General features: G+C 47.6%; 20 protein-coding genes and 1 pseudogene. 10 read left to right on the plus strand and 11 right to left on the minus strand.

Features of this window, described 5'->3' with window-relative positions; genetic code table 11:
• Positions 1-83: 83 nt before the first annotated feature.
• Positions 84-1,922, plus strand: coding sequence for a glutamine--fructose-6-phosphate transaminase (isomerizing) (glmS, locus tag SD10_RS24060; protein ID WP_046577413.1), 1,839 nt, complete (start codon positions 84-86; stop codon positions 1,920-1,922).
• 32 nt (positions 1,923-1,954) lie between these two features.
• Positions 1,955-2,527 (plus strand): DUF2911 domain-containing protein, encoded by a 573-nt coding sequence (locus tag SD10_RS24065; protein WP_046577416.1) that lies wholly within the window; start codon positions 1,955-1,957, stop codon positions 2,525-2,527.
• A gap of 103 nt (positions 2,528-2,630) precedes the next feature.
• Here the strand turns inward: SD10_RS24065 and SD10_RS24070 are convergent, their stop codons facing one another.
• The 4 genes from SD10_RS24070 to SD10_RS24085 form a co-directional block, all read right to left on the minus strand.
• Positions 2,631-3,068: a PH domain-containing protein gene (locus SD10_RS24070; RefSeq protein WP_052731280.1), complete on the minus strand. Its 438-nt coding sequence runs from the start codon at positions 3,066-3,068 to the stop codon at positions 2,631-2,633.
• Positions 3,069-3,082: 14 nt separating this feature from the next.
• Positions 3,083-3,535, minus strand: coding sequence for a lipocalin-like domain-containing protein (locus SD10_RS24075; protein ID WP_046577418.1), 453 nt, complete (start codon positions 3,533-3,535; stop codon positions 3,083-3,085).
• 202 nt (positions 3,536-3,737) lie between these two features.
• Positions 3,738-4,085 carry a DUF3592 domain-containing protein gene (locus SD10_RS24080; RefSeq protein WP_262507330.1) on the minus strand — a complete coding sequence of 116 codons (348 nt, stop codon included), beginning with the start codon at positions 4,083-4,085 and terminating at the stop codon, positions 3,738-3,740.
• Positions 4,086-4,414: 329 nt separating this feature from the next.
• Positions 4,415-5,026, minus strand: coding sequence for a DUF6624 domain-containing protein (locus tag SD10_RS24085; protein ID WP_046577423.1), 612 nt, complete (start codon positions 5,024-5,026; stop codon positions 4,415-4,417).
• 198 nt (positions 5,027-5,224) lie between these two features.
• Here SD10_RS24085 and SD10_RS30315 point away from each other — a divergent pair, with 198 nt between their 5' ends.
• On the plus strand, positions 5,225-5,359 hold the full coding sequence (locus SD10_RS30315; protein ID WP_262507331.1) for a hypothetical protein: 135 nt from the start codon (positions 5,225-5,227) through the stop codon (positions 5,357-5,359).
• Here SD10_RS30315 and SD10_RS24095 read toward each other — a convergent pair.
• Together SD10_RS24095 and SD10_RS24100 are read right to left on the minus strand one after the other, a co-directional pair.
• Entirely contained in the window at positions 5,354-5,770 is a 417-nt protein-coding gene (locus SD10_RS24095; RefSeq protein WP_148562500.1) for a phosphatase PAP2 family protein, read from the minus strand. The two genes, SD10_RS30315 and SD10_RS24095, sit on opposite strands and share 6 nt — an antisense overlap.
• Before the next feature lie 290 nt (positions 5,771-6,060).
• Positions 6,061-6,324: a hypothetical protein gene (locus tag SD10_RS24100; protein WP_046577429.1), complete on the minus strand. Its 264-nt coding sequence runs from the start codon at positions 6,322-6,324 to the stop codon at positions 6,061-6,063.
• A 47-nt stretch (positions 6,325-6,371) separates the two neighbouring features.
• Here SD10_RS24100 and SD10_RS29745 point away from each other — a divergent pair, with 47 nt between their 5' ends.
• From SD10_RS29745 to SD10_RS24115, 4 genes are all read left to right on the plus strand, one after another.
• On the plus strand, positions 6,372-6,515 hold the full coding sequence (locus tag SD10_RS29745; protein ID WP_158500594.1) for a hypothetical protein: 144 nt from the start codon (positions 6,372-6,374) through the stop codon (positions 6,513-6,515).
• 143 nt (positions 6,516-6,658) lie between these two features.
• Complete coding sequence (locus tag SD10_RS29545; protein WP_148562501.1) at positions 6,659-6,898, plus strand: hypothetical protein; 240 nt, start codon at positions 6,659-6,661, stop codon at positions 6,896-6,898.
• Positions 6,899-6,942: 44 nt separating this feature from the next.
• Positions 6,943-7,218, plus strand: a complete 276-nt coding sequence (locus SD10_RS24105; protein WP_052731282.1) for a hypothetical protein — start codon at positions 6,943-6,945, stop codon at positions 7,216-7,218.
• Positions 7,219-8,403: 1,185 nt separating this feature from the next.
• On the plus strand, positions 8,404-9,483 hold the full coding sequence (locus SD10_RS24115) for a DUF6602 domain-containing protein (RefSeq protein WP_046577433.1): 1,080 nt from the start codon (positions 8,404-8,406) through the stop codon (positions 9,481-9,483).
• A 404-nt stretch (positions 9,484-9,887) separates the two neighbouring features.
• Here the strand turns inward: SD10_RS24115 and SD10_RS24120 are convergent, their stop codons facing one another.
• Positions 9,888-10,421, minus strand: coding sequence for a hypothetical protein (locus tag SD10_RS24120; protein ID WP_046577435.1), 534 nt, complete (start codon positions 10,419-10,421; stop codon positions 9,888-9,890).
• Between the two features lie 418 nt (positions 10,422-10,839).
• Positions 10,840-11,574: a hypothetical protein gene (locus SD10_RS24125; protein ID WP_046577438.1), complete on the minus strand. Its 735-nt coding sequence runs from the start codon at positions 11,572-11,574 to the stop codon at positions 10,840-10,842.
• 350 nt (positions 11,575-11,924) lie between these two features.
• Between SD10_RS24125 and SD10_RS29550 the strand changes: the two genes are divergently transcribed.
• Positions 11,925-12,197: a hypothetical protein gene (locus SD10_RS29550; RefSeq protein WP_148562404.1), complete on the plus strand. Its 273-nt coding sequence runs from the start codon at positions 11,925-11,927 to the stop codon at positions 12,195-12,197.
• A gap of 550 nt (positions 12,198-12,747) precedes the next feature.
• On the opposite strand, the gene SD10_RS24130 is transcribed toward SD10_RS29550, so the two are convergent.
• From SD10_RS24130 to SD10_RS30565, 3 genes and pseudogenes are all read right to left on the minus strand, one after another.
• Entirely contained in the window at positions 12,748-13,137 is a 390-nt protein-coding gene (locus tag SD10_RS24130; RefSeq protein ID WP_046577440.1) for a hypothetical protein, read from the minus strand.
• Positions 13,138-13,586: 449 nt separating this feature from the next.
• Complete coding sequence (locus SD10_RS24135; RefSeq protein ID WP_046577443.1) at positions 13,587-15,800, minus strand: penicillin acylase family protein; 2,214 nt, start codon at positions 15,798-15,800, stop codon at positions 13,587-13,589.
• Between the two features lie 158 nt (positions 15,801-15,958).
• Positions 15,959-17,550: pseudogene (locus SD10_RS30565) on the minus strand (amidase).
• A gap of 216 nt (positions 17,551-17,766) precedes the next feature.
• On the opposite strand from SD10_RS30565, the gene SD10_RS24145 reads away from it, so the two are divergent.
• Both SD10_RS24145 and SD10_RS24150 read left to right on the plus strand, forming a co-directional pair.
• The gene (locus SD10_RS24145; RefSeq protein ID WP_046577445.1) at positions 17,767-18,324 is read left to right on the plus strand and encodes an RNA polymerase sigma factor; all 558 of its coding nucleotides are present in this window, start codon (positions 17,767-17,769) and stop codon (positions 18,322-18,324) included.
• Positions 18,296-19,015, plus strand: a complete 720-nt coding sequence (locus tag SD10_RS24150; RefSeq protein ID WP_046577447.1) for a hypothetical protein — start codon at positions 18,296-18,298, stop codon at positions 19,013-19,015. Before SD10_RS24145 ends, SD10_RS24150 begins: the two co-directional genes overlap by 29 nt.
• Positions 19,016-19,017 lie beyond the last annotated feature (2 nt).

A 19,017-nucleotide genomic window follows, 5' to 3' on the forward strand; every position in this document is an offset into this window, starting at 1 on the left:
CGAAATAAGATAGCTGCTGGCGTCTTTTCATTTCTTTCCATTTTAACAGATAAACGCACCGGCGTTCCGGTGGCAAACAAGGTATGTGTGGCATTGTGGCTTATGTAGGATACCGGGAAGCGTGTCCATTAGTAATAAAAGGGCTCAAACGTCTCGAATATCGGGGCTACGACAGCGCAGGCGTGGCGTTGATGAATGACCATGGCTTAACTGTGTTCAAGAAAAAAGGGAAAGTGGCTGCTCTGGAGCAGGAATTAGCGGGCAAAGACGTTCATTCCGGCATCGGCATGGGACACACCCGCTGGGCTACACACGGCGAACCCAACGATGTGAACGCCCACCCGCACTTTTCTTTCCATCGGAAACTGGCCATTATCCATAATGGCATTATCGAGAATTATGCCGCCATCAAGCAGGCGTTACTCAAAAAAGGCCACACCTTTAGTAGCGAAACCGATACAGAAGTGCTGGGGCAGTTTATTGAAGATATCTGGGAAAACAATGGGGGCACCCTCGAAGAAGCCGTACGGCTGGCCTTGCAGGAAGTTGTGGGGGCCTATGCCATCGTGATCATGAACGAAACCGATCCAACCCAGCTAATAGCAGCCCGCAAAGGCTCCCCGCTGGTTATTGGTGTTGGCGAGAACGAGTTTTTTCTGGCATCCGACGCCACACCCATCGTTGAGTACACGAAAGATGTTATTTACCTCAACGATTACGAAGTAGCCGTCATCAAAAATGGCGAATTGACCGTTGTGACGCTCGATAACACCACCACAACGCCTTATGTGCACAAAGTAGAGCTGGAACTGGAGGCTATCGAAAAAGGTGGCTTCGACCATTTTATGCTCAAGGAAATCTTTGAGCAACCCCGCTCCATTGCCGATTCCATGCGTGGTCGCGTGAAAGCCGACGACGGTACGCTGCAACTAGGTGGTTTGCGTGATTACCTGGATAAGCTGGCCAAATCCAAGCGGATCGTTATTATTGGCTGTGGTACGTCCTGGCATGCGGGCCTGGTAGCCGAATATATTTTTGAAGAATTGGCCCGCATTCCGGTCGAAGTGGAATACGCGTCGGAATTTCGGTACCGCAATCCTATCATCAAGGAGGGCGACATTGTGATCGCCATTTCGCAATCGGGTGAAACAGCCGATACCCTGGCCGCCATTGAACTGGCCAAGTCGAAAGGAGCAACGATTTTTGGGGTTTGTAATGTCGTAGGTTCATCCATTGCGCGGGCTACCCATGCCGGCGCCTTCACCCATGCCGGACCCGAGATTGGGGTGGCCAGTACAAAGGCGTTTACGGCCCAGGTAACGGTGCTCACGCTCATGGCCCTGGCCGCAGCAAAACGCAAAGGCACGATTTCCGACTCCCTGTTCCGACAGTTGCTGGCGGAGCTGGAAAGCATTCCGGCGAAGGTTGAGCGAGTGTTGCAGGCCGCCGATAAGATCAAGGAAATTGCCTATATTTTCACCTACGCCCGAAACTTCATTTACCTGGGTCGGGGCCTGAATTTCCCCGTCGCGCTGGAAGGGGCGCTGAAGCTGAAAGAGATCAGCTACATCCATGCGGAAGGCTATCCAGCCGCCGAAATGAAACACGGCCCTATTGCCCTCATCGACGAAGATATGCCCGTGGTGGTGATTGCCACGAAAGACAGCTCCTACGAAAAAGTGGTGTCGAATATTCAGGAAGTGAAAGCGCGCAAAGGCCGCGTCATTGCCATCACCACTGAAGGCGATACACAGCTGCCCGGCATGGTCGATTTCACCATTGAAATCCCTAAAGTCCATGAGATTCTTGTGCCGCTGGTATCGGTCGTTCCGCTGCAATTACTGGCCTACGACATTGCCGTGATGCGCGGACGCAATGTAGACCAGCCCCGGAACCTGGCAAAATCCGTAACGGTTGAATAAGCTTACAAATCCATTATTCATTTCAACATATCGTGAAGAAAGTAGCTCTCCTTTTCGGCATATTTTGCCTGACAATTGGCGCAACGAACGCCCAAACCTTCAGAGGTCTCGACAAGACGCCCATGGACATGGCCTATTACCCGGACGACTATGCCCACGACCGGAAATTTGCTCCCGCCAAAATTGGCAACGATAAAGCCATGGTTCGGATCATCTACAACCGGCCGGCAAAAAATGGTCGGGAGATTTTTGGCAAACTGGTTCCTTACGACAAAGTGTGGCGGGCGGGTGCAAACGAAGCACCTGAGATCAAATTTTACCAGGATGTGACGATCGGGGGCAAAAAAATACCGGCTGGCAGCTACGCCCTGTTGACAATCCCAACCGAAAAAGACTGGACGATCATCATCAGCTCCGACGTTGATCAGTGGGGTGCTTACAGCTATAACCCGGCCCTGGATGTGGCGCGAGTAACGGTGCCCGTGCAGAAAGCGGAAACCCCACTTGAAAACTTCTCGATCCAGTTTGCAAAGAAAGACGCCAAAACGACCACGATGTACATGGGTTGGGACACAACCGTTGTAGCGGTCCCTATATCACTGTAGAAACCCGCCGGTGAATTTGTAAAATTTGACTGTTTCGTAACTGAAATTAATTCCAGTTACGAAACAGTCCTGTAGGGACTGCCCCGGTATTTTGCAACTTGGATTATCTTTGGTAAACACCTTCCCAATTATGGCTTTTAAGCCGAACGTCAATAGCAGGATTTAGCGCGGTCAGTTCACGAATAAAGCCTATTTTATCCTTCGGCGAAACAAGCACACTGTCGAACTTATTGTACCAGATCTCAAGTCTATCTAACGAAATTGCGGGTGAACTTTGAGGATTACGAGTTTCTTCAATTTTCCTGATCGCACTGATGTCAAGCGACTTATTTAGCAGAAATCCACTACGTATTGTTAGCGTTCTTCCGTCGATTTGATAATAAGTCGTCAAAAATAAATGAGCGATAAATAACGAAACGACGATTATAATGAGTAAGCCGGGCCAACTTCTATTATAAATCATGAGGGCACCTTCTCCGCCCAGAAGCAGGGATAGCGGGATAGCTAATTCAGGGCCTATCTTTGATTTATACGTTGTCATTCTATTGACCAAAATTACTCAGTGACTCGTTTGTATTTTTCAACAATAACCCGGTCGATACCGAGTTTGTCAAGCTTTTCAACGCCTTTTTGAGTTAATGTATCGTTGGCAACTTTAACCACGAATTTGAAGGTGTTGCCCTCCCACTGCTTATTGGTAAAATAATCCAGGTGTTCTGTATATACACTATCCGTTAAGGTGTACTTGCCGCCCCCTCCGCTGAATTCATTGGAAGACGAATCGTTTCCCGGCCTGAGTTTATGATTCAGGAATGAGAAATGATCTGCATTAATAATCTTGATCATTTTGTGCGTCGGATCGAAGGTAGAAAACGACGTATCTTTTTCTGTGGAAGTGGCCGAAACCAGTTCCCAGGTGCCAACGATTGGGTTCGACGTTTCTTTTGACTGGCAACCACATAACACAGCTAGTACGGCAATCAGAATGGGTAAAGATTTACAATTCATCGTTTATTTCCTGGTCAATTTGAGTTAAGTGAATGGCTTCGGTAGTATGTATTTTGTCATGGCGTTGTCATTAACTAGTTGGCTTAATTACTCAAAGCTCAACTGCTGTTCTTTCCTGACTGCCAAACTGAACACATCATCCTGAAGAGAAAGAGTCTATTGCCAGAAAATTACCCCACCTCAGGCCAATTCTATCAACTACTCATACTAAATATTGCTTCGCGTAAAGGCCAAACACAAAATAGCCACCCCCAATAATAAGCAGTGGAGCCGCAATGGCTAACAAAATGATGGCCCATCGGAAGGCCCCAAAATAGGTTAGGACGAGTGCATCTTCCGGATTGTTGGTCGGGTAAATAATCGTCGCTTTATCACCCACGGCCCAATCAGGTGGAGAGCTGGCAATGCTGTATTCGTAATGGATTTCTTTACCCGTAACGGTAGTGAATTTAAAAATGGGCCTGTATGTGTACCTTCCTTTTTTGCCTCTCTCCTTCTGCAGTTCATCAACGGTGGCCATGGTACGGTTTCCCGTCTTAATCAGGTCCATGGATGTGGAAAAAAGATACAGGGAGCCCAGAAGACAGGCAATGCCAAGTAGACATGTAATGAAGTACCCCATTTGATTCTCGTTTAAGCCTTGTTTGCACAAGGCTATCTGTGTGCTACGTACGCAAGCCAGCTTAAGCAGTCCGGATGACCAACTTTCTGACGCTGGCTGTTTGGTGAAACTACTTGTCAGCCCCTTCCCGGATATTCCCAGACATCTGCAGGTAGAGCTTTCGGTCTCTCCTGTTGGCTTACTTAGCTCTAAAATAGGGCTTTCGCTTGCTCAACTACGTTTGCACTTATCAAACGGTCGACGTGATACGTCTTTAGCTAAGTGGAAATCCATCCTGCTTTTCTGCGCCAGGCATCATATTCCGCCCGCTCCAGTTGCCTTTCCTCTGCCGTTGGCTGTTTTTTCTGTTCAACGCTCAATTGAGCTGTCAATTCGCTTAACCGTTCCTCAATGGTGTTTAAGCCTAACTTCCGACGACGTTGATTCACGTGGTCGATTGAATCGGCAATCGAATAAGGTATAAGTTGGCCCTGATCGTCATGGACAAACTGAGTACCGTAAGATTGGGGACGATTCTCATACATGGCAATTCGGTCTGACAGAAATGCCAAACGAACAGGGTCGATCGTCCTTGTCTTTTTCTGCTCGTTCATTAACGCAAGAGCGCTTTTCATGAGCGATGGTAAACTGATGGCATGTTGGACAATTAACCAGGCTGCCTGACTGGCATCCTCTCCAACTTGTTCCTGAGCTGGCCAACCAATCTGAGCCATTATTTCCCGAAGTCGCCGGGCGTTATCGAGATGCACGGTTTCCATTTCCGGGTTATATCCACCAAACAGCTTTCCTTCTGTGATAAGTTGCTGCCTAACGCGAAGGTCATACGCTCGACGTTCGATCAACTCGTGTGCAATATCAGGATACAACATCTGAATCAGATTGAACGGATACGTTTATCCTACTTATCGTCATGGATGTATAGCTCGTCGTCATGGAAATTATGAACAGAATAATGTCGATCAATAATTAAACAATGTACCCCATAAAATGCGATGGGCTTTGGTCTAATCGCTGCCTACCCTGAACTGCCCATTAGGGGGCGTACCCTTTGTCTAACGGAGTCGGAAATGAAAGCACTCCAACTTGACTTACTCAGGCGTTCGGCGTGTAAGCCGAAGTTCCCCAACGGACTGCCCGATGGCTCGGGGACGCGCTACCTGTCGCGCACTAACTCATCCGGAACGAATCAACTCACCCTATAAACTAGCACCCGCTACCAGGCCAATCAAAACACCGGCTATAATCTCGGGTAAACTGTGCCTTTTCAGCACAAGCCTGGAAACGGCTATCAGAACGGAAAAAAGACCCATTAACACACCCAGATACTCATCCAAACCAAACAAAGCACAAGCCAGAAAAAAGCTGACAGCCGTGTGCAGCGATACTTTAAGAAAAATGTTGATTGCATACGAACCCGTGAGCAACAGAAAGAAACAAACGGCTCCACGGTTGAAAGGCTGGTAAGGGCTAGTTGAAATCAGGAATAGGGTGAAAAGCCCACTAAAAAGAAGCACAATGGGATAGAAGCCAGCCCGTTGTGTTTGGTTGGAGAGGTCGAAATCTGCGTATCGTCCTCGTTTAACTTTACTGTAGTTATGCCACGTAATGGGCAAAATGACTGCGCCAATAAGTACTGTTGAAGCTATCGCTGCTTTCGCAACCGGTAAATATCGAAAAGCCAAACTGCTGAATATCACCGGCAAAACCACAAGAGGGTGGCCTATGGCTGAGATCATTTTGGCGACCTGGCAAAGGCGAGAGCTACCGATCATAAACAATACTTAAGTATACTAAATGGACTTGTTCAAACATTCGTATTGCCAACCGAAGCCCGATCTGCAAGCCTAAACATGACTCAGCGACCCGCTTACGCAGCGCATGGCCAGAATCACCAAGTTACTCCTCAAACCACGTTTTGTCTGGAGTTGAGTTCTTTCTTTATTGCTTTTAAATTGTTCCAGTTAATAATTAGTATTGGCATGAATGCAAAAGGAATTACGCCCAGAGAGATGCTCGTTGCATGAAGTCCTTTTTTGATTGTCAAAAACACGGTCATAACTAGCAGTATCGAAAGCGCCCCAGCCAACATACCCGTTGCGAGTTCTGTTGTTTTTTTGTGTTTGAGCAAAGCCTCATTGCTCATTTCTTCTATTTTCTGGCTTTTCATGTGACTAAGTTAGTGTTAAGAGAAAGTACCTTATTAGGGTGTTTGCCTTGTCGACCGCAACCCGAAACAAAAATAAAAACGCTACCTTCCAGAACGTGCGGTCTGTCGCCGAGACGACGGCAAACATGCACGACTTATTGCTGTACACCCAACACCTCCATGTGCTGATGGTGGGCAAACTACGTGCCTAAACACGAACCGTTTGAACCTTTACACCCTCGTTTGGTTGGGCTTCAAACATTACCCTCGGGACGTGCTCCCTGTCACCGAACAAACTGCCTAACTGATTGGGGCATTGGGCCGGGCGTTTCTATGCCTAAAATAACCGAAAATTTTGAGAAACAATTGCCTAAGCATTTGTTCCATAAAGGAACAGGCATTAGCTTTGATAAAACAAAACACAAGAGGGGTGGATAAAAAACAGCAGCAAATTTTTGACCTCAGTATGCAACGAGCCGCCCTGCGCCAATACCTACGCGATAATTCGGATAACATGACGGAGAGCGAAATTAACCGAGTACTTGACCGAATTAATCTACTTAGCAAGGTCATTGAAGCCTTAGAAAAAGAGTAAATTACTAACCGGGCAGGAGCCCCCGGCTTAACCAATAAACTGTCATGCAAGCAACAACCAAGAAACAGACCTTTGAGGAATTAATGGCTGATACCGACGCGCTGATCGTAAAGGCCGTTAAATTCATGGACATCAATGGCATTCGCTATGATTTAGGGGAATGGGTCACGATTGCCGAGTACACTAAACGTTTCGGCGTTAAAAGTACCAACGTGGTCACCAACTGGATTCGCCGGGGCATCGTTCCGGCGGAAAATGTGATTTCGGTGCCTGAACTCAACGATATCCGGCTGATTAAAGCTGTTCCTTACATCGCCTAATCTGGTGTATTTTATTTGAAAGCAGAAACGTCCCAGCCATTGGCTGGTGCGTTTCTTTGCGCTCTCGCACAGAGTCGGAATTGGCAATACAGACTTGCCTGACCGGGGCGTTTGCACTGTCGCAAACAAGCCCGAAATGGTAGCCTAAAGTGGCCTAACCAAGGCGTTTATTATGTCGCACACGAGCTGAAAATAGACTCTTAAAACTGTCTGTTCAAGCCGGGCCTTGTGTCGACTGGAGCCCACAAATACGCTTTCCAGCTTAGGGATGCACCCAACGCCAACAGGGGTTGATGGATGATAGCAAAACTGCCCTGAACACAAGCCACTTCCAACCTCTACACCCCTGTTTGGTTGGGCTGACCCGCTTGCCTAAGGGACGTGCTCCCTGTCGCCGGAACGGTGACGGGGAAAGTAAACAAAACGCGTTAAATCGGTAGAACTACCTCTCGGTTTTGTAATAATACAGAATGAGTAACAATTGGATAACAAAACCCACAAAAGCAATCGCAGCCGTATAATCGGGAGTCAACAACATCAACTTTGAGTAGCCCCAAAAAACAGTGATAAGAAGGCCTGCTACCAAAAAACGCTTTCTGCTCATGTATTTGACAATCAACATCCAATTCTGAAAAATCGGCCTTAATGAGATGGTTCTTACGTCGACCGAAACCGGCAGACGAATCTAAAAGTTGATCAATCGGGGCGTTTCTGGTGTCGACCGAAACCGACAAACGCGCCAAACAGCCTGACTTCGAGACGTGCAGCCTGTCGCAATTAACCCGCCTTTGACTCCCATTTTGGTCGGTTCACCCAACGCCAACAAGGGCTGATGGCCGAAACGCTACTGAACGCAAGATACACAGCCTTGACCTTTGCACCCTTGTCTTCGCTGGGATGCCGCACTGGCCTACTCCGTGAGTCCCCTGTCAGAGGTAACACGTCAAAGCAGCGCTAACCAACAACGAACACTACAAAACAAGCCGCAAGAGGCCGAAACTAACTAGCCGAGGCTGTCAAGTTTGAACGTTCATGTACGTTCCCTCTCAGCTAAAACGCATATGTCGACGTATTGTCCACAGTCAATTGATATTTTCCACCAACTAAGTTTATCTAAACACAAATATCAGTCTAGTAAAACACGCATTTTTAAACTACTTTTAAAAATATATAAAAAATACATTAATGAAACAGGACAAATCAATAGTGAATAAAAAAAGTGAAAAATCAATTCACAAGATGATAGCAGAAGTAGATGGGGTATGTCAGGAATGGATACATAACGAAAACTATTTTCAAGCAGATAGATTTGCAAAAAAACTAAAAGCTGAAACTGACTGGTTTGAGAGAATCATAAAGCATCAACCGTCTGTGGGTCAATTCTATGAATATATCTTAAAAGCTCAATTAAAAGAGTTTCTACCAGAGAAATACAACATAGGTACAGGGTTTGTGTACGACATTGCTGAACAGAAGCACAGTCAGCAATTAGATATAGTTATATATGAAAGCAATAACAAAGCGCCTATTTATAAAATGGGTGATTTTGTTATTATTGAGCCGAGTGAAGTTATTACTGTTTGTGAAGTAAAAAAGACACTAAAAAAAAGTGATGTTAAAAAGCTTATTCAAAACAATTTATTAGCAAATACTGGGTCATACCCAAACGAAGAGCATGGAATACAATACATAAATCTTTTCGCATTTAACTCAAGCGTAAAGGCTGATGCTTTAGTTAAAATGATGTTGATAGAAATGAATAGTATCTTGGAAAATTTTATAAAATGGTCTGATAATGATAAACAATTATTTATCCCAATACCTTATTTAACACTTCCTAATATATTTCTCTTTAATGAAGGTAAGATAGTTAAAAGTAGGCTGTCAGCTCCTAAAGCTGGACCTTTCAAAATTGAAATTCTTATCGAAGAGTTAGGTATAGAAGGGATATCAGGTGATTTTTTGCTCACATGTACAGCGTATAACCAATCAACCGGCAAAGGAAATTTTATAGGCTCTAACTTAAGAATCGTAGCAATCAACAAAAAAGAATATTTTACAGTAAGCATATTTTTGGTTAATATATTTTCTATGGCTGAGATTAGAAACCATTTTTTAGAAGAGAAAGAAAAGGTAGAAAACTTCTTAGTATCTCAAAAAAAGCCTTACAGAGTGTTTCTTCCTAAAAAACTTCCTTTAGTTGGTTTTAAATCATTTGAAGAGTTCACAAAAGATAGACGTGTTATTTTTGATTCAAGCTACTAGTAGCAATTACGTGGTATGTATTTTCGAATCGTGCATAATTTCACTGATTGATTTCGTTATCGGCCGGAACGTATTTGTCGATGTGCTATTCACCAGATTTGGGACTGTCGTCGGGTATGTGGCAAACCGACCAAAACGCGCTGTCGAACACTGACTAAGTTGTCAACAGGTACGTAGCAAACCCACAAAAAACACTCACTGTCAAGCCGTTGCTCTGTCAGCCGCAACCCGCCCACGCCACTTGCATGGACGAACCGCCCAACGCCCGCGAGGGCTGATGGTGAGCGAGTCACTCCACTGAACACCCACAACATCAACCTTTACACCCTCGTTTGGTTGGGCTGCCCCGCTTACCCTCGGGACGAGCGTCCTGTCGACGGAAAGCTACCCTACGCAGAGCGAAACTACAGTAAACGAAAAACAACAAAGCCCAGCAAGAAGGGGGCAAACCAGACTAGCAGACTCAGACCAGCCCACAAATAATAACTCCGGTGATTAATTTCCGTCTTAGTCCGATAGAGTCGGCTTCTTAACTGATCTATCGATAAGGAATACATTGCTTGTTTTGTCAACCCACTGGTAAAGGCGCTCTTCATTCTTAACCCAGCCTGAAAAGCGTCATAACTGTGCTTGGGATAGAACATTACTCCTACAGCCATGCCCCAAAGCGTCAACCACCACGCAAAATAGATATTGCCCCATCCGCCGGTAGCTATCTCCCAACTGGTAACTGAAGCTTCACCTTTCCAAGTCGTGTCGTACCCTGTTACAAGATGGTTGATATCGTGCAAATAGATGTTTCTTCGTCTTGACTCTAAGTTGGGCAGGGGAAGAGAAATAGGACCAAACTTAATCATGTCCCATTTTTTATTAATCCCCCCTTCTTCACCGTAACCGTGTAATTTGTAAAAGGCTTTTAAGGCGTGTTCAACATTCATTTGCAAAAAGTTTTCGTTAATGGGCCGTTTCCTTTGTCAGCCGAAGGCCCGAAATAGAAGCCCAAAACCTGCATAACCGGGGCGTTTCTCGTGTCGCACGGAGCCCAAAAATGGAAGCTCAGAGCCTACCCACTAAGACGCATGTTTTGTCGCAAGTAACCTTGAAAACACGCTTTACTTTTTGGCGATGCACCCAACGCCAAAGAGGGCTGATGGTAAGCGAGTCACTTGACTAAACGCACACGACCTGCACCTTTACATCCTCGTTTGGTTGGGCTGCCCCGCTTTCCTGCGAGACGCGCTCGCTGTCGCCAGATAGTTGCCTACGCGGAGCGTTAATTACGCAAATAATTCTATACCTTCTTTGAGCCAAACACAGGGTCGCTCTGCATAATAGTCTCTAATTCGGTCCTCAACATTAAAAGCCAAAATTTTCAGAAGTATCGTTGAGAAATGATCTCATTACTGCTTCTTCGGAATCATCATAGTTTGTAGAACGGGAACGAGTTTTTTTGTGCTTAGAAGCTCTTTCTTTTTGTTCTAGATCAATGAAATATTTCTTTTTGATAAATCGTTCAATGTAATTAATTAAAGTACTTTCTTCATCAAGAAAAATTGGATAGCGCTCTTCGTTTTCGAATATTAATGGACGTTCTGGCCTATATCTATGTTTTGTTTTATTGCTATATATAGCTCTAGCTAACGTCATATATTCCCATTGAAAGACGTAGTTTATAGATTTAATAAAATATAATTGCCCAAATTGACTGTTATTATACTGTATAACAGCTTCTTCTCTATTTATTGAAATTCCAAGTGTTTTGAATTTGTCGTCTATTTTATTGTCGAATAGTGAATTTACCCATGACAATGCTATCGCTTGTGTATTAAAATCTGGATCAGGTTCCCAATATCTATCTGATGATATATCACGAGAATTTCTATTATCTAGATAAATAACTTTAGAAGAGTCAATTTCATTTCTTAACCTATCCTGGAACCTCCAGTACCCATCTAATCTAATATAAATAAACCTTTCATTTAAAAATAATGATGTATCAGTTACTTTAGGATCATACAAAATATCAATATTGAAAAATATCTTCTCTTTGCTATTACAGGTCACAAAATAAGACATTGCGGCATTAAGCATATCGATACATTTTTGAAAAGTTAAAGTGAATCGTGTTGTTTACTCCGAAACGCGAAGCCATCACAACGAAAGAAATCCGCTTCTGTCAGGCTACAAGAACCGGGGCGTTTCCTCTGTCGCAGACGACACGCCCAATCTGTCCAAGCTCGACTGTCGGGGCGGTTGGCTTGTCAACGGGAGCCGCCCAACGAACCAAAACCGCCTTGTCTCGAGACGTGAAACCTGTCGCAGGTAACCCGCCTTTGACTCCCATCTTGGACCCGCCACCCAACGACCATAGGGGTTGATGGGGATTAGACGACTTGCCTCAACAAAAGCCACTTGAACCTTTACACCCCTGTTTGGTTGGGTTGCAAACCCTCCTGCGGGACGTGCATCTTGTCGCCGGAAGCCCGCCCACGCGGAGCGGACAACAACGCACAATCCGATTTCTATACCGACGGGCGAAGCTGATCAACGCACCTCATCCGCTTTGCCCAACCACCCTTGTGGGCGGTTGGCTTGTCGACCGTAACCCGACCACGCCGGTCAAAGTAAACCACTGGGGCGGCTGGCCTGTCGACCGGAAGCTACCCAACGAGCCCAAAAGCTGTCTGTCGGGGCGGCTCCCCTGTCGCAGGTAACCCGCCTTACACGCCCATTATGTTCCCGCCACCCACAGGGGTTGATGGTGAGGGCGGAAGTTTACTGAACACAAACCACTTGCACCTTTACACCCCTGTTTGGTTGGGCTGCTAAGCCTCCTTCGGGACGCGCTTCCTGTCACAAGTAGCCTACCCACGCGGAGCGAGCAACACACACAACCGCTTGTACACCAAGTGCGAAGCCCAACAAACGCACCGAATCCGCTTTGGCCGAGCCAAAAAACGAGCGCGTTTCCGCTGTCGCAAGGTAGCTGCCCAACCTGTCAAAGCCCAAATTGGGGGTGGTTGCCCTGTCAACGGGAGCCGACCAACGAGTAAAAAACCGCCCTGTTTCGGGACGTGTGGCCTGTCGCCGAGACGCTGGCACACGAACACTTATTGTATTTTCACCCAACACCCATGAGTGTTGATGGTGGGCGAGTCACTCGACTGAATATATGTACCTGCACCTTTACACACTCATTAAGTTGGGCTGCCAACTCTCCCACGGGACGTGCTTCTTGTCAGCGGTAGCTTGCCTGATGCCAAATTAAGCGGCCGGGTTTTCATGCAAGCCAATTAACTCAGTAACCTCACAAATACCAGTAGATTTACTGCCTTCTCTAAAATAGCCGATAGTACCAACTTTGATACGTTGCTGGTGGTAAGGCCTGTTGTCAGGCGACAAAATCCACATTCGGGCTATACCTTCTTGGTTAACCATTCCTTCTATTAAATCACCATTTTCATCTTCAAATTCGGGATAGATCATGAAAAGCCAGTTATGCTCATGGTCTGGGTCTTCATACCAAAAGTTGGAGCGAATTCCTTGATTTGGCAGGATGTATCGCCCTCCCTCTTCGAGGCTGTAAAAGCGATACTTCACTTTGAAGTCCTCTTTGTGACCAAATATTTGTTCGTATGGTTTGTGCTTTTCCATATTGACCTGACAAACGCAAAAGTATTGTGTGTCAACCAAAGCTCACCTATCCTGTCAGAGTTCCTCACTCGGCGTTCCTCGTGTCAGCCGAAGCCCGACCAGCGAGCCAAAAACCTGACCCTGGGGCGGGCAACCTGTCGCCCGGAACCCACCTTGCACTCACTTTATGGTCGGTTCACCCAACATAGTATTGTACGCAAAGTCGCGGAACTAAAACTAGCTGATAATCAACCAAAAATAGTTCTGCAGCCGTCTCTATACGAAACAAATCAATGCCCGCTAGTTGCAAAGAAGCCCGTTTGCCGTGAGACCTACTAACACCCATTTTGCCAATTGACTAAACGGTATATATTCTTTGTAAAATTAGATTACATCACTGCCGGTTCTGTTTACCCGTTAGAACCGGCAGCTTTATACGTCAACGAAGCAACTAAGTTGTAATTAACTCACTACTCCCCCGGATGGTACGTTCGCTCTACGTGCTGCTTCACATCTTCGGGGTAAAACAGAACGTCTTTGAACTTGCCCACCGTGTAGAGCGGGGCTTGGTCGGTGAAGTGCTTCATGCCGGGTTTGCTGCTCTGCCCACCTGTCACGACCGAACGGGCCTTTACGCGCTTGCCGAACTCAACGACGGCGACAAAGCTGTTTCCCACGCTGCCATATCGTTTTTTGGTGCCGGGATACGTCTTTGCGGCAAAAGCGGCTAGTGAACCCCAGGCCGAGGACGTGAAGGCCACCGGGAGGCTGGGCTTCTGATCGTCGTATGTTTCCTGAATCTTGCCGGTCAGGCGCTGGTACCGATTGATGTCGCCCCAGGGTGTTTTCCAGGTACCGAAGTCGCGCGTAAGTTCGGTTATTACCTCCGCCAACGCCGTTACTTTTTCCTGCGCACTGGTACTGCTGATGGTGAACGCCGTCAGGCTTAGGTTATCAAATCGCTGATCGCCAGCGGCCCGGCTACGCGCCAGACGCTGAATTCGTTCGCCCCAGTAAATCGCGAGCGTCTGGCCAATCGACGTGGCTCCGTAGGCTTTGTCCCACGTTTGCAGCATCTGGATGGCTTCGGTCAGATCTTTGCTCTGGTTTTTGGCATCGCCCGAAACCGTCTGATAGGCGGTCAACAAAGCTGGAAGCAACTCATCGAAAGCCGTTAAGTGTGGATCATTAGCGGCTGCAATCAGCGTGTCGAGCGTGAAAATCGTCTTCTGGCTCAGTACCCGGGCGGCATTGATACCCCGGTAGTTCTGCGCATCGGGCGCCATGTACGTCGGGTATTTGCCCTTATCGGGGCTGCTGCTGCCCGACACGGTGAAGGGCGTTGCATTGCAGTTCTGAATCCAGCCAGTAGCCGGGTTCCGCACCTGCACGATCTCATCGACCGAATGTAGGCCTTTCCAATCGGTTTCGGGGTTGCTGCCATCGACGGGCTGCTCCCAGTCGAACTTCGGGTCGCGTTTGGGCATGAAGTTGCCATGCCAGTAGGCGATGGTCCCGTTCTTGTCGGCAAAAATGGTGTTGTTAGAGGCATTGCCGTTGAGTTTCATCACCTGTTTAAAGCTATCGTAGCCCGTTGCTTTGGTGCGTAAATATGATTGCGACAGAGCGTTCAACGGCGTATTCATCATGTCGATGGCAATCCATTTCCCATCTTTTTCGCCCGCAATGGGGCCGTGTTGCGTGAAGTACATCGTAAACTCCTTGTACTGCATTCCCGACGCTGTCTTGTACGGAATCCTGACCTTCTGCGTACGCACTGGCTTCAGGTCGCTGCCGTGTTTGTAAAAGAGCGCGTTTCCTTTTTTCTCAATCGTTTCCAGATACTCGTCCATCGAGTCGGCGTAACTGGTGGTATGCATCCAGCCACAGTTTTCATTGAATCCCTGATAAATGAAAAACTGCCCCCATGTAACGGCCCCGTAGGCGTTCAGCCCCGCCTGACTAATCATGTGTACCTCCGACCGGAAGTAGAACGATGTATGCGGATTAATTAAAAGCAGCGCATTCTTCGTGGCACTTTTGGCAGGAGCAATAGCAAACCCATTCGACCCGACAGATTCGCGCTCGTAATGATCGACATGATTGATCCAGGAAGTTGATTTTCGCTGTTCGTAAAATGCTTTCAGCCGTTCCGTCGATACGACGCTGATATTACCACCAATACTGCCTTCGCTGAACATGAGCGGCATCCAGGGCTGAAAGCGTTTAAGCAATTTCGGTTTTACGTCCGGATGCGTGTAGAGATAATAATTGGTGCCATCCGCAAAAGCATCCAGCAGTTGCTTCATCCAGAGCGGACTTTTCCTGTAGATGGCAATGGCCTGCGTCGAGTCCAGAAAAAGACGCGCCCGTAAATCCTGGTATAGCGCCGATTCGCCTTCCACTTCAGCCGATCGGCCAATTGACGTAATGTAGTTTTCCTCCACCCGTTCAAAGTCGTCTTCGCATTGGGTAAACAGAAGCCCGAAAACAACATCAGCGTCTGTTTTACCATAAATATGCGGAACGCCCCAAGTGTCCCGGGTAATCGTTATCTGTTTGGCCTGTTGCTGCCAGCGGGCAATTTCGGCTTTCGTGACCGATTGGGCTTGTAGTAGGGGACAAATCAACAGGACAAGTAAACTCAGCATAAAGCCAATTGGCAGTACTACAGAACGACGCATAAGTTGGTAATATAAGGTCTGAGATTGGGGGCGTACTTCATTTTTAAATTTGTGTTTTTGTCATGCTGACGCAGAAAGCATCTTAATGCTTAACCTTCAGGATGCCTCCTGCGTCAGCATGGCAAAAATGAAACCGGCACGATGTTCACGAATCAATTCTACTGGCCAAGGGCAACGAACCGTTTGGGGGCTGCCCGATGGTGGGTTTCCTGCTCATAGCCGTACACTAATCGAATAAGCGTTGGTTCGTCGAATATCCGACCCAGAAACTGAATCCCGGCGGGCAGATCGCCGGTGGTGTAGCCCATGGGAATCGTAAACGCAGGCTGGCCCGTACTGGGAGCAATCAATTGGCTGTTGTCGCCTTTGTATCCTTTGGCATCGCCAACCAGCGCGGGCGGGTAGTTCCAGCTTGGGTAAACCAGCGCATCAACGTTGAGCCGGTTCATTTCGGCTTCAATGGCATTCCGGTAAGCAATTCGAAGCGGGTCGGTAAACGCATCACCACAAGGAATTTCCGGATGATTGGCCCGACCAGAATGCGTATTCTGATTCACCAGCCGGTCCCGAACAAGGTCCGAATAACCGCCAACACGAATAATATCGTCCAGCGTTTTCAGCGTATCCCGCTTCACAAACGTACGAAGGTACGTTTCTACATCGGCTTTAAATTCCGAGCACCACTGGTTGGCGCGTAAAGAATCAAAATGGGGGATTGTCACGTCTACGATTTGAGCACCAGCACGCGTCATGTCCGCCAGCGCCTTATCGAAGAGTTGTTTGATTTCCGGGTGAATATTCTTATCGACAAGCTGACGCATGACACCGATCCGTGCGCCTTTCAAGCCATCTTTTCGTAAAAACTGCGTGTAGTTTTTAGGCACTTTCCCTGACTATTTTTGGTAATCGGATCTTTGGGGTCATACCCCGCCGTCACATCCAGGAGCCGCACCGCATCTTCTACCGTCCGGCACATCGGTCCACCCACGTCATTCCGGGTATAGAGCGGAATAATACCGTACCGGCTCACCAGCCCCAGCGACATCCGAAAGCCAACCAGCGCATTGTGCGACGACGGCCCCCGAATGGAATTGCCCGTATCCGATCCCAGACCCACCGTGCCTAAATTAGCGGCTACCGCAGCGGCCGTTCCCCCGCTCGATCCGGCGGGGACATAGGCTAGGTTGTAAGGATTCAGGGTTTCGCCTGCCATCGAACTCTGCGAATGCATAGGTGTGAACGCCCATTCGGCCATGTTTGCTTTAGCCAGCACGATTGCGCCTGCTTCCCGCAACTTCCGAACCTGATCAGCATCTTCGGTTGGCACAAACCCTTTCAGCGCAATCGAGCCGCCCGTTGTTTGCAGGCCTTTTGTATTAAAATTGTCTTTCACAATAACCGGAATGCCGTGTAAGGGACGCAGCTTACCGGTTTTCTTAAACTCAGCATCCAGAGCGCGGGCCGTAGCGATGGCTTCCGGGTTTACCAGAATAATTGAGTTAAGTTTTGTTGGCTGGTCATAGGTTTGAATACGCTCCAGATATGCTTTCACCAGTTGCTCACTTGTCAGCGAACCATTTCGGAATGCCTTATGAATATCGCTTATCGTCGTTTCAACTAACTCAAATTTTGACGTAGGCCCCGTTTTTGCTTTTGGCTGAGCCTGTACCGGGAATAACCAGCCCAACTGGAGTAGCCATAAAAAAATTGAGACAGACAAGCTCAACGTAAAACGAATACGTGATGGCATAGTAGTTATGAGGAAGTGTACTTATATGGCAAAATTAGTATTTCCTGATAGGAATAAGCATACACACAGACAAGTAAGCATTAATTATATTGGTAATATCACAACCAGCGGAATAATAGTATATAGCTATCCAATCTGTCAATTAATCTATTTTTTCACCCTCGGGCAACCCTTTTGCCAAACCCAGCATTTCTGTCACTGAAACCAGTCGAAACAATGTCGAAGCAACTCATCGAACAATGCCAGCAGGGTAACGCCTTCGCCCAGAAACGGCTGTTCGATCAGTATGCCAACCGGCTGTTTCGTGTCAGTTTGCGCTACGTGCGGCATGAGCCCGAAGCCGAAGAGGTGCTGATGAATGGGTTTCTGAAAGCCTTTCGAGGCATCGGTGATTTCTCCTATCGCGACGATAACGGTCTGGAAGCGTGGCTCCGGCGAATTGTGGTGAATGAAGCCCTGCAATTCCTGCGCGCCAACAAACACCTGCCGCTTTTCCGGGCCGATGAAGAAACCGAGTACCAGCCCGACCCCGACCCGTTGCCCGATGCGGGACTGGATGCTGAACGAATCTACGCCCTCATCCGGGAACTACCGACGGGGTATCGTACGGTATTCAACCTCTATGCCCTTGAAGGCTATACCCACCGCGAAATTGCCGACCAGTTACGCATCTCCGAAAACACCTCAAAATCACAATTGAGCAAAGCACGTGCGTTGTTACAAACCTGGCTAACCAAACATGGCTATGAAACAGAAACCCGACGAATCTCCTGACCAGTGGATACGGCAGACACTCAACCAGTTGCCCGATGCCCCCCCACCAGGCTCGTCTTTCAATCCGGATCAATTGTGGGCGGCACTACGCCCTGAACTTCAACCTGCTTCTCGTCCGCAGACCAGATTAATGTGGTGGATGGCAGCAGCTTGTGTAGCAGCGTTGGTCTCCGGCTGGTTCTGGTCAATTTATCAATCGACTCCCGAACCCACCGTTGCCCACAGGCATCCAGCTATCATTCAGTTACTGCCCCAGCAACATTCCAACTCAACTCGGGCAGATGAGCTAAACAGATCGAAACGTGTTGTTTTGGAAGCAGAACGCCCACGTGTTGCCCTGCACACGCACAGCCTTCAGCAGGTAAGGGCAAAGCCTGTAACCACGGCCCCCATAGCCACTTCAGCAGCCTTGCCCTCATCCATACCCGACGACGCATTAACCCTGGTCGAAACTCCCACTGTTGTTGACAAACTCCCAGACGTGCCCCGGCAGAAAGTAATCGGAGCCAGACCTAAACGGCGGTTTCAGGTTATTCACGAAAACGAACTCCGAGCCGAGGAAGAAGCCCAGCCAAAACTTTACCGACCCGACCATTTTGTCCGGTTAGGAACTGGCCAAACGAACGAACCCAGCCCGGAAGCGAGCCGCCCGACCTTACTCATGCCTTTAACGAATAAACCAAACCAATAATC

It is taken from the genome of Spirosoma radiotolerans, assembly GCF_000974425.1.
Lineage (GTDB): Bacteria > Bacteroidota > Bacteroidia > Cytophagales > Spirosomataceae > Spirosoma > Spirosoma radiotolerans.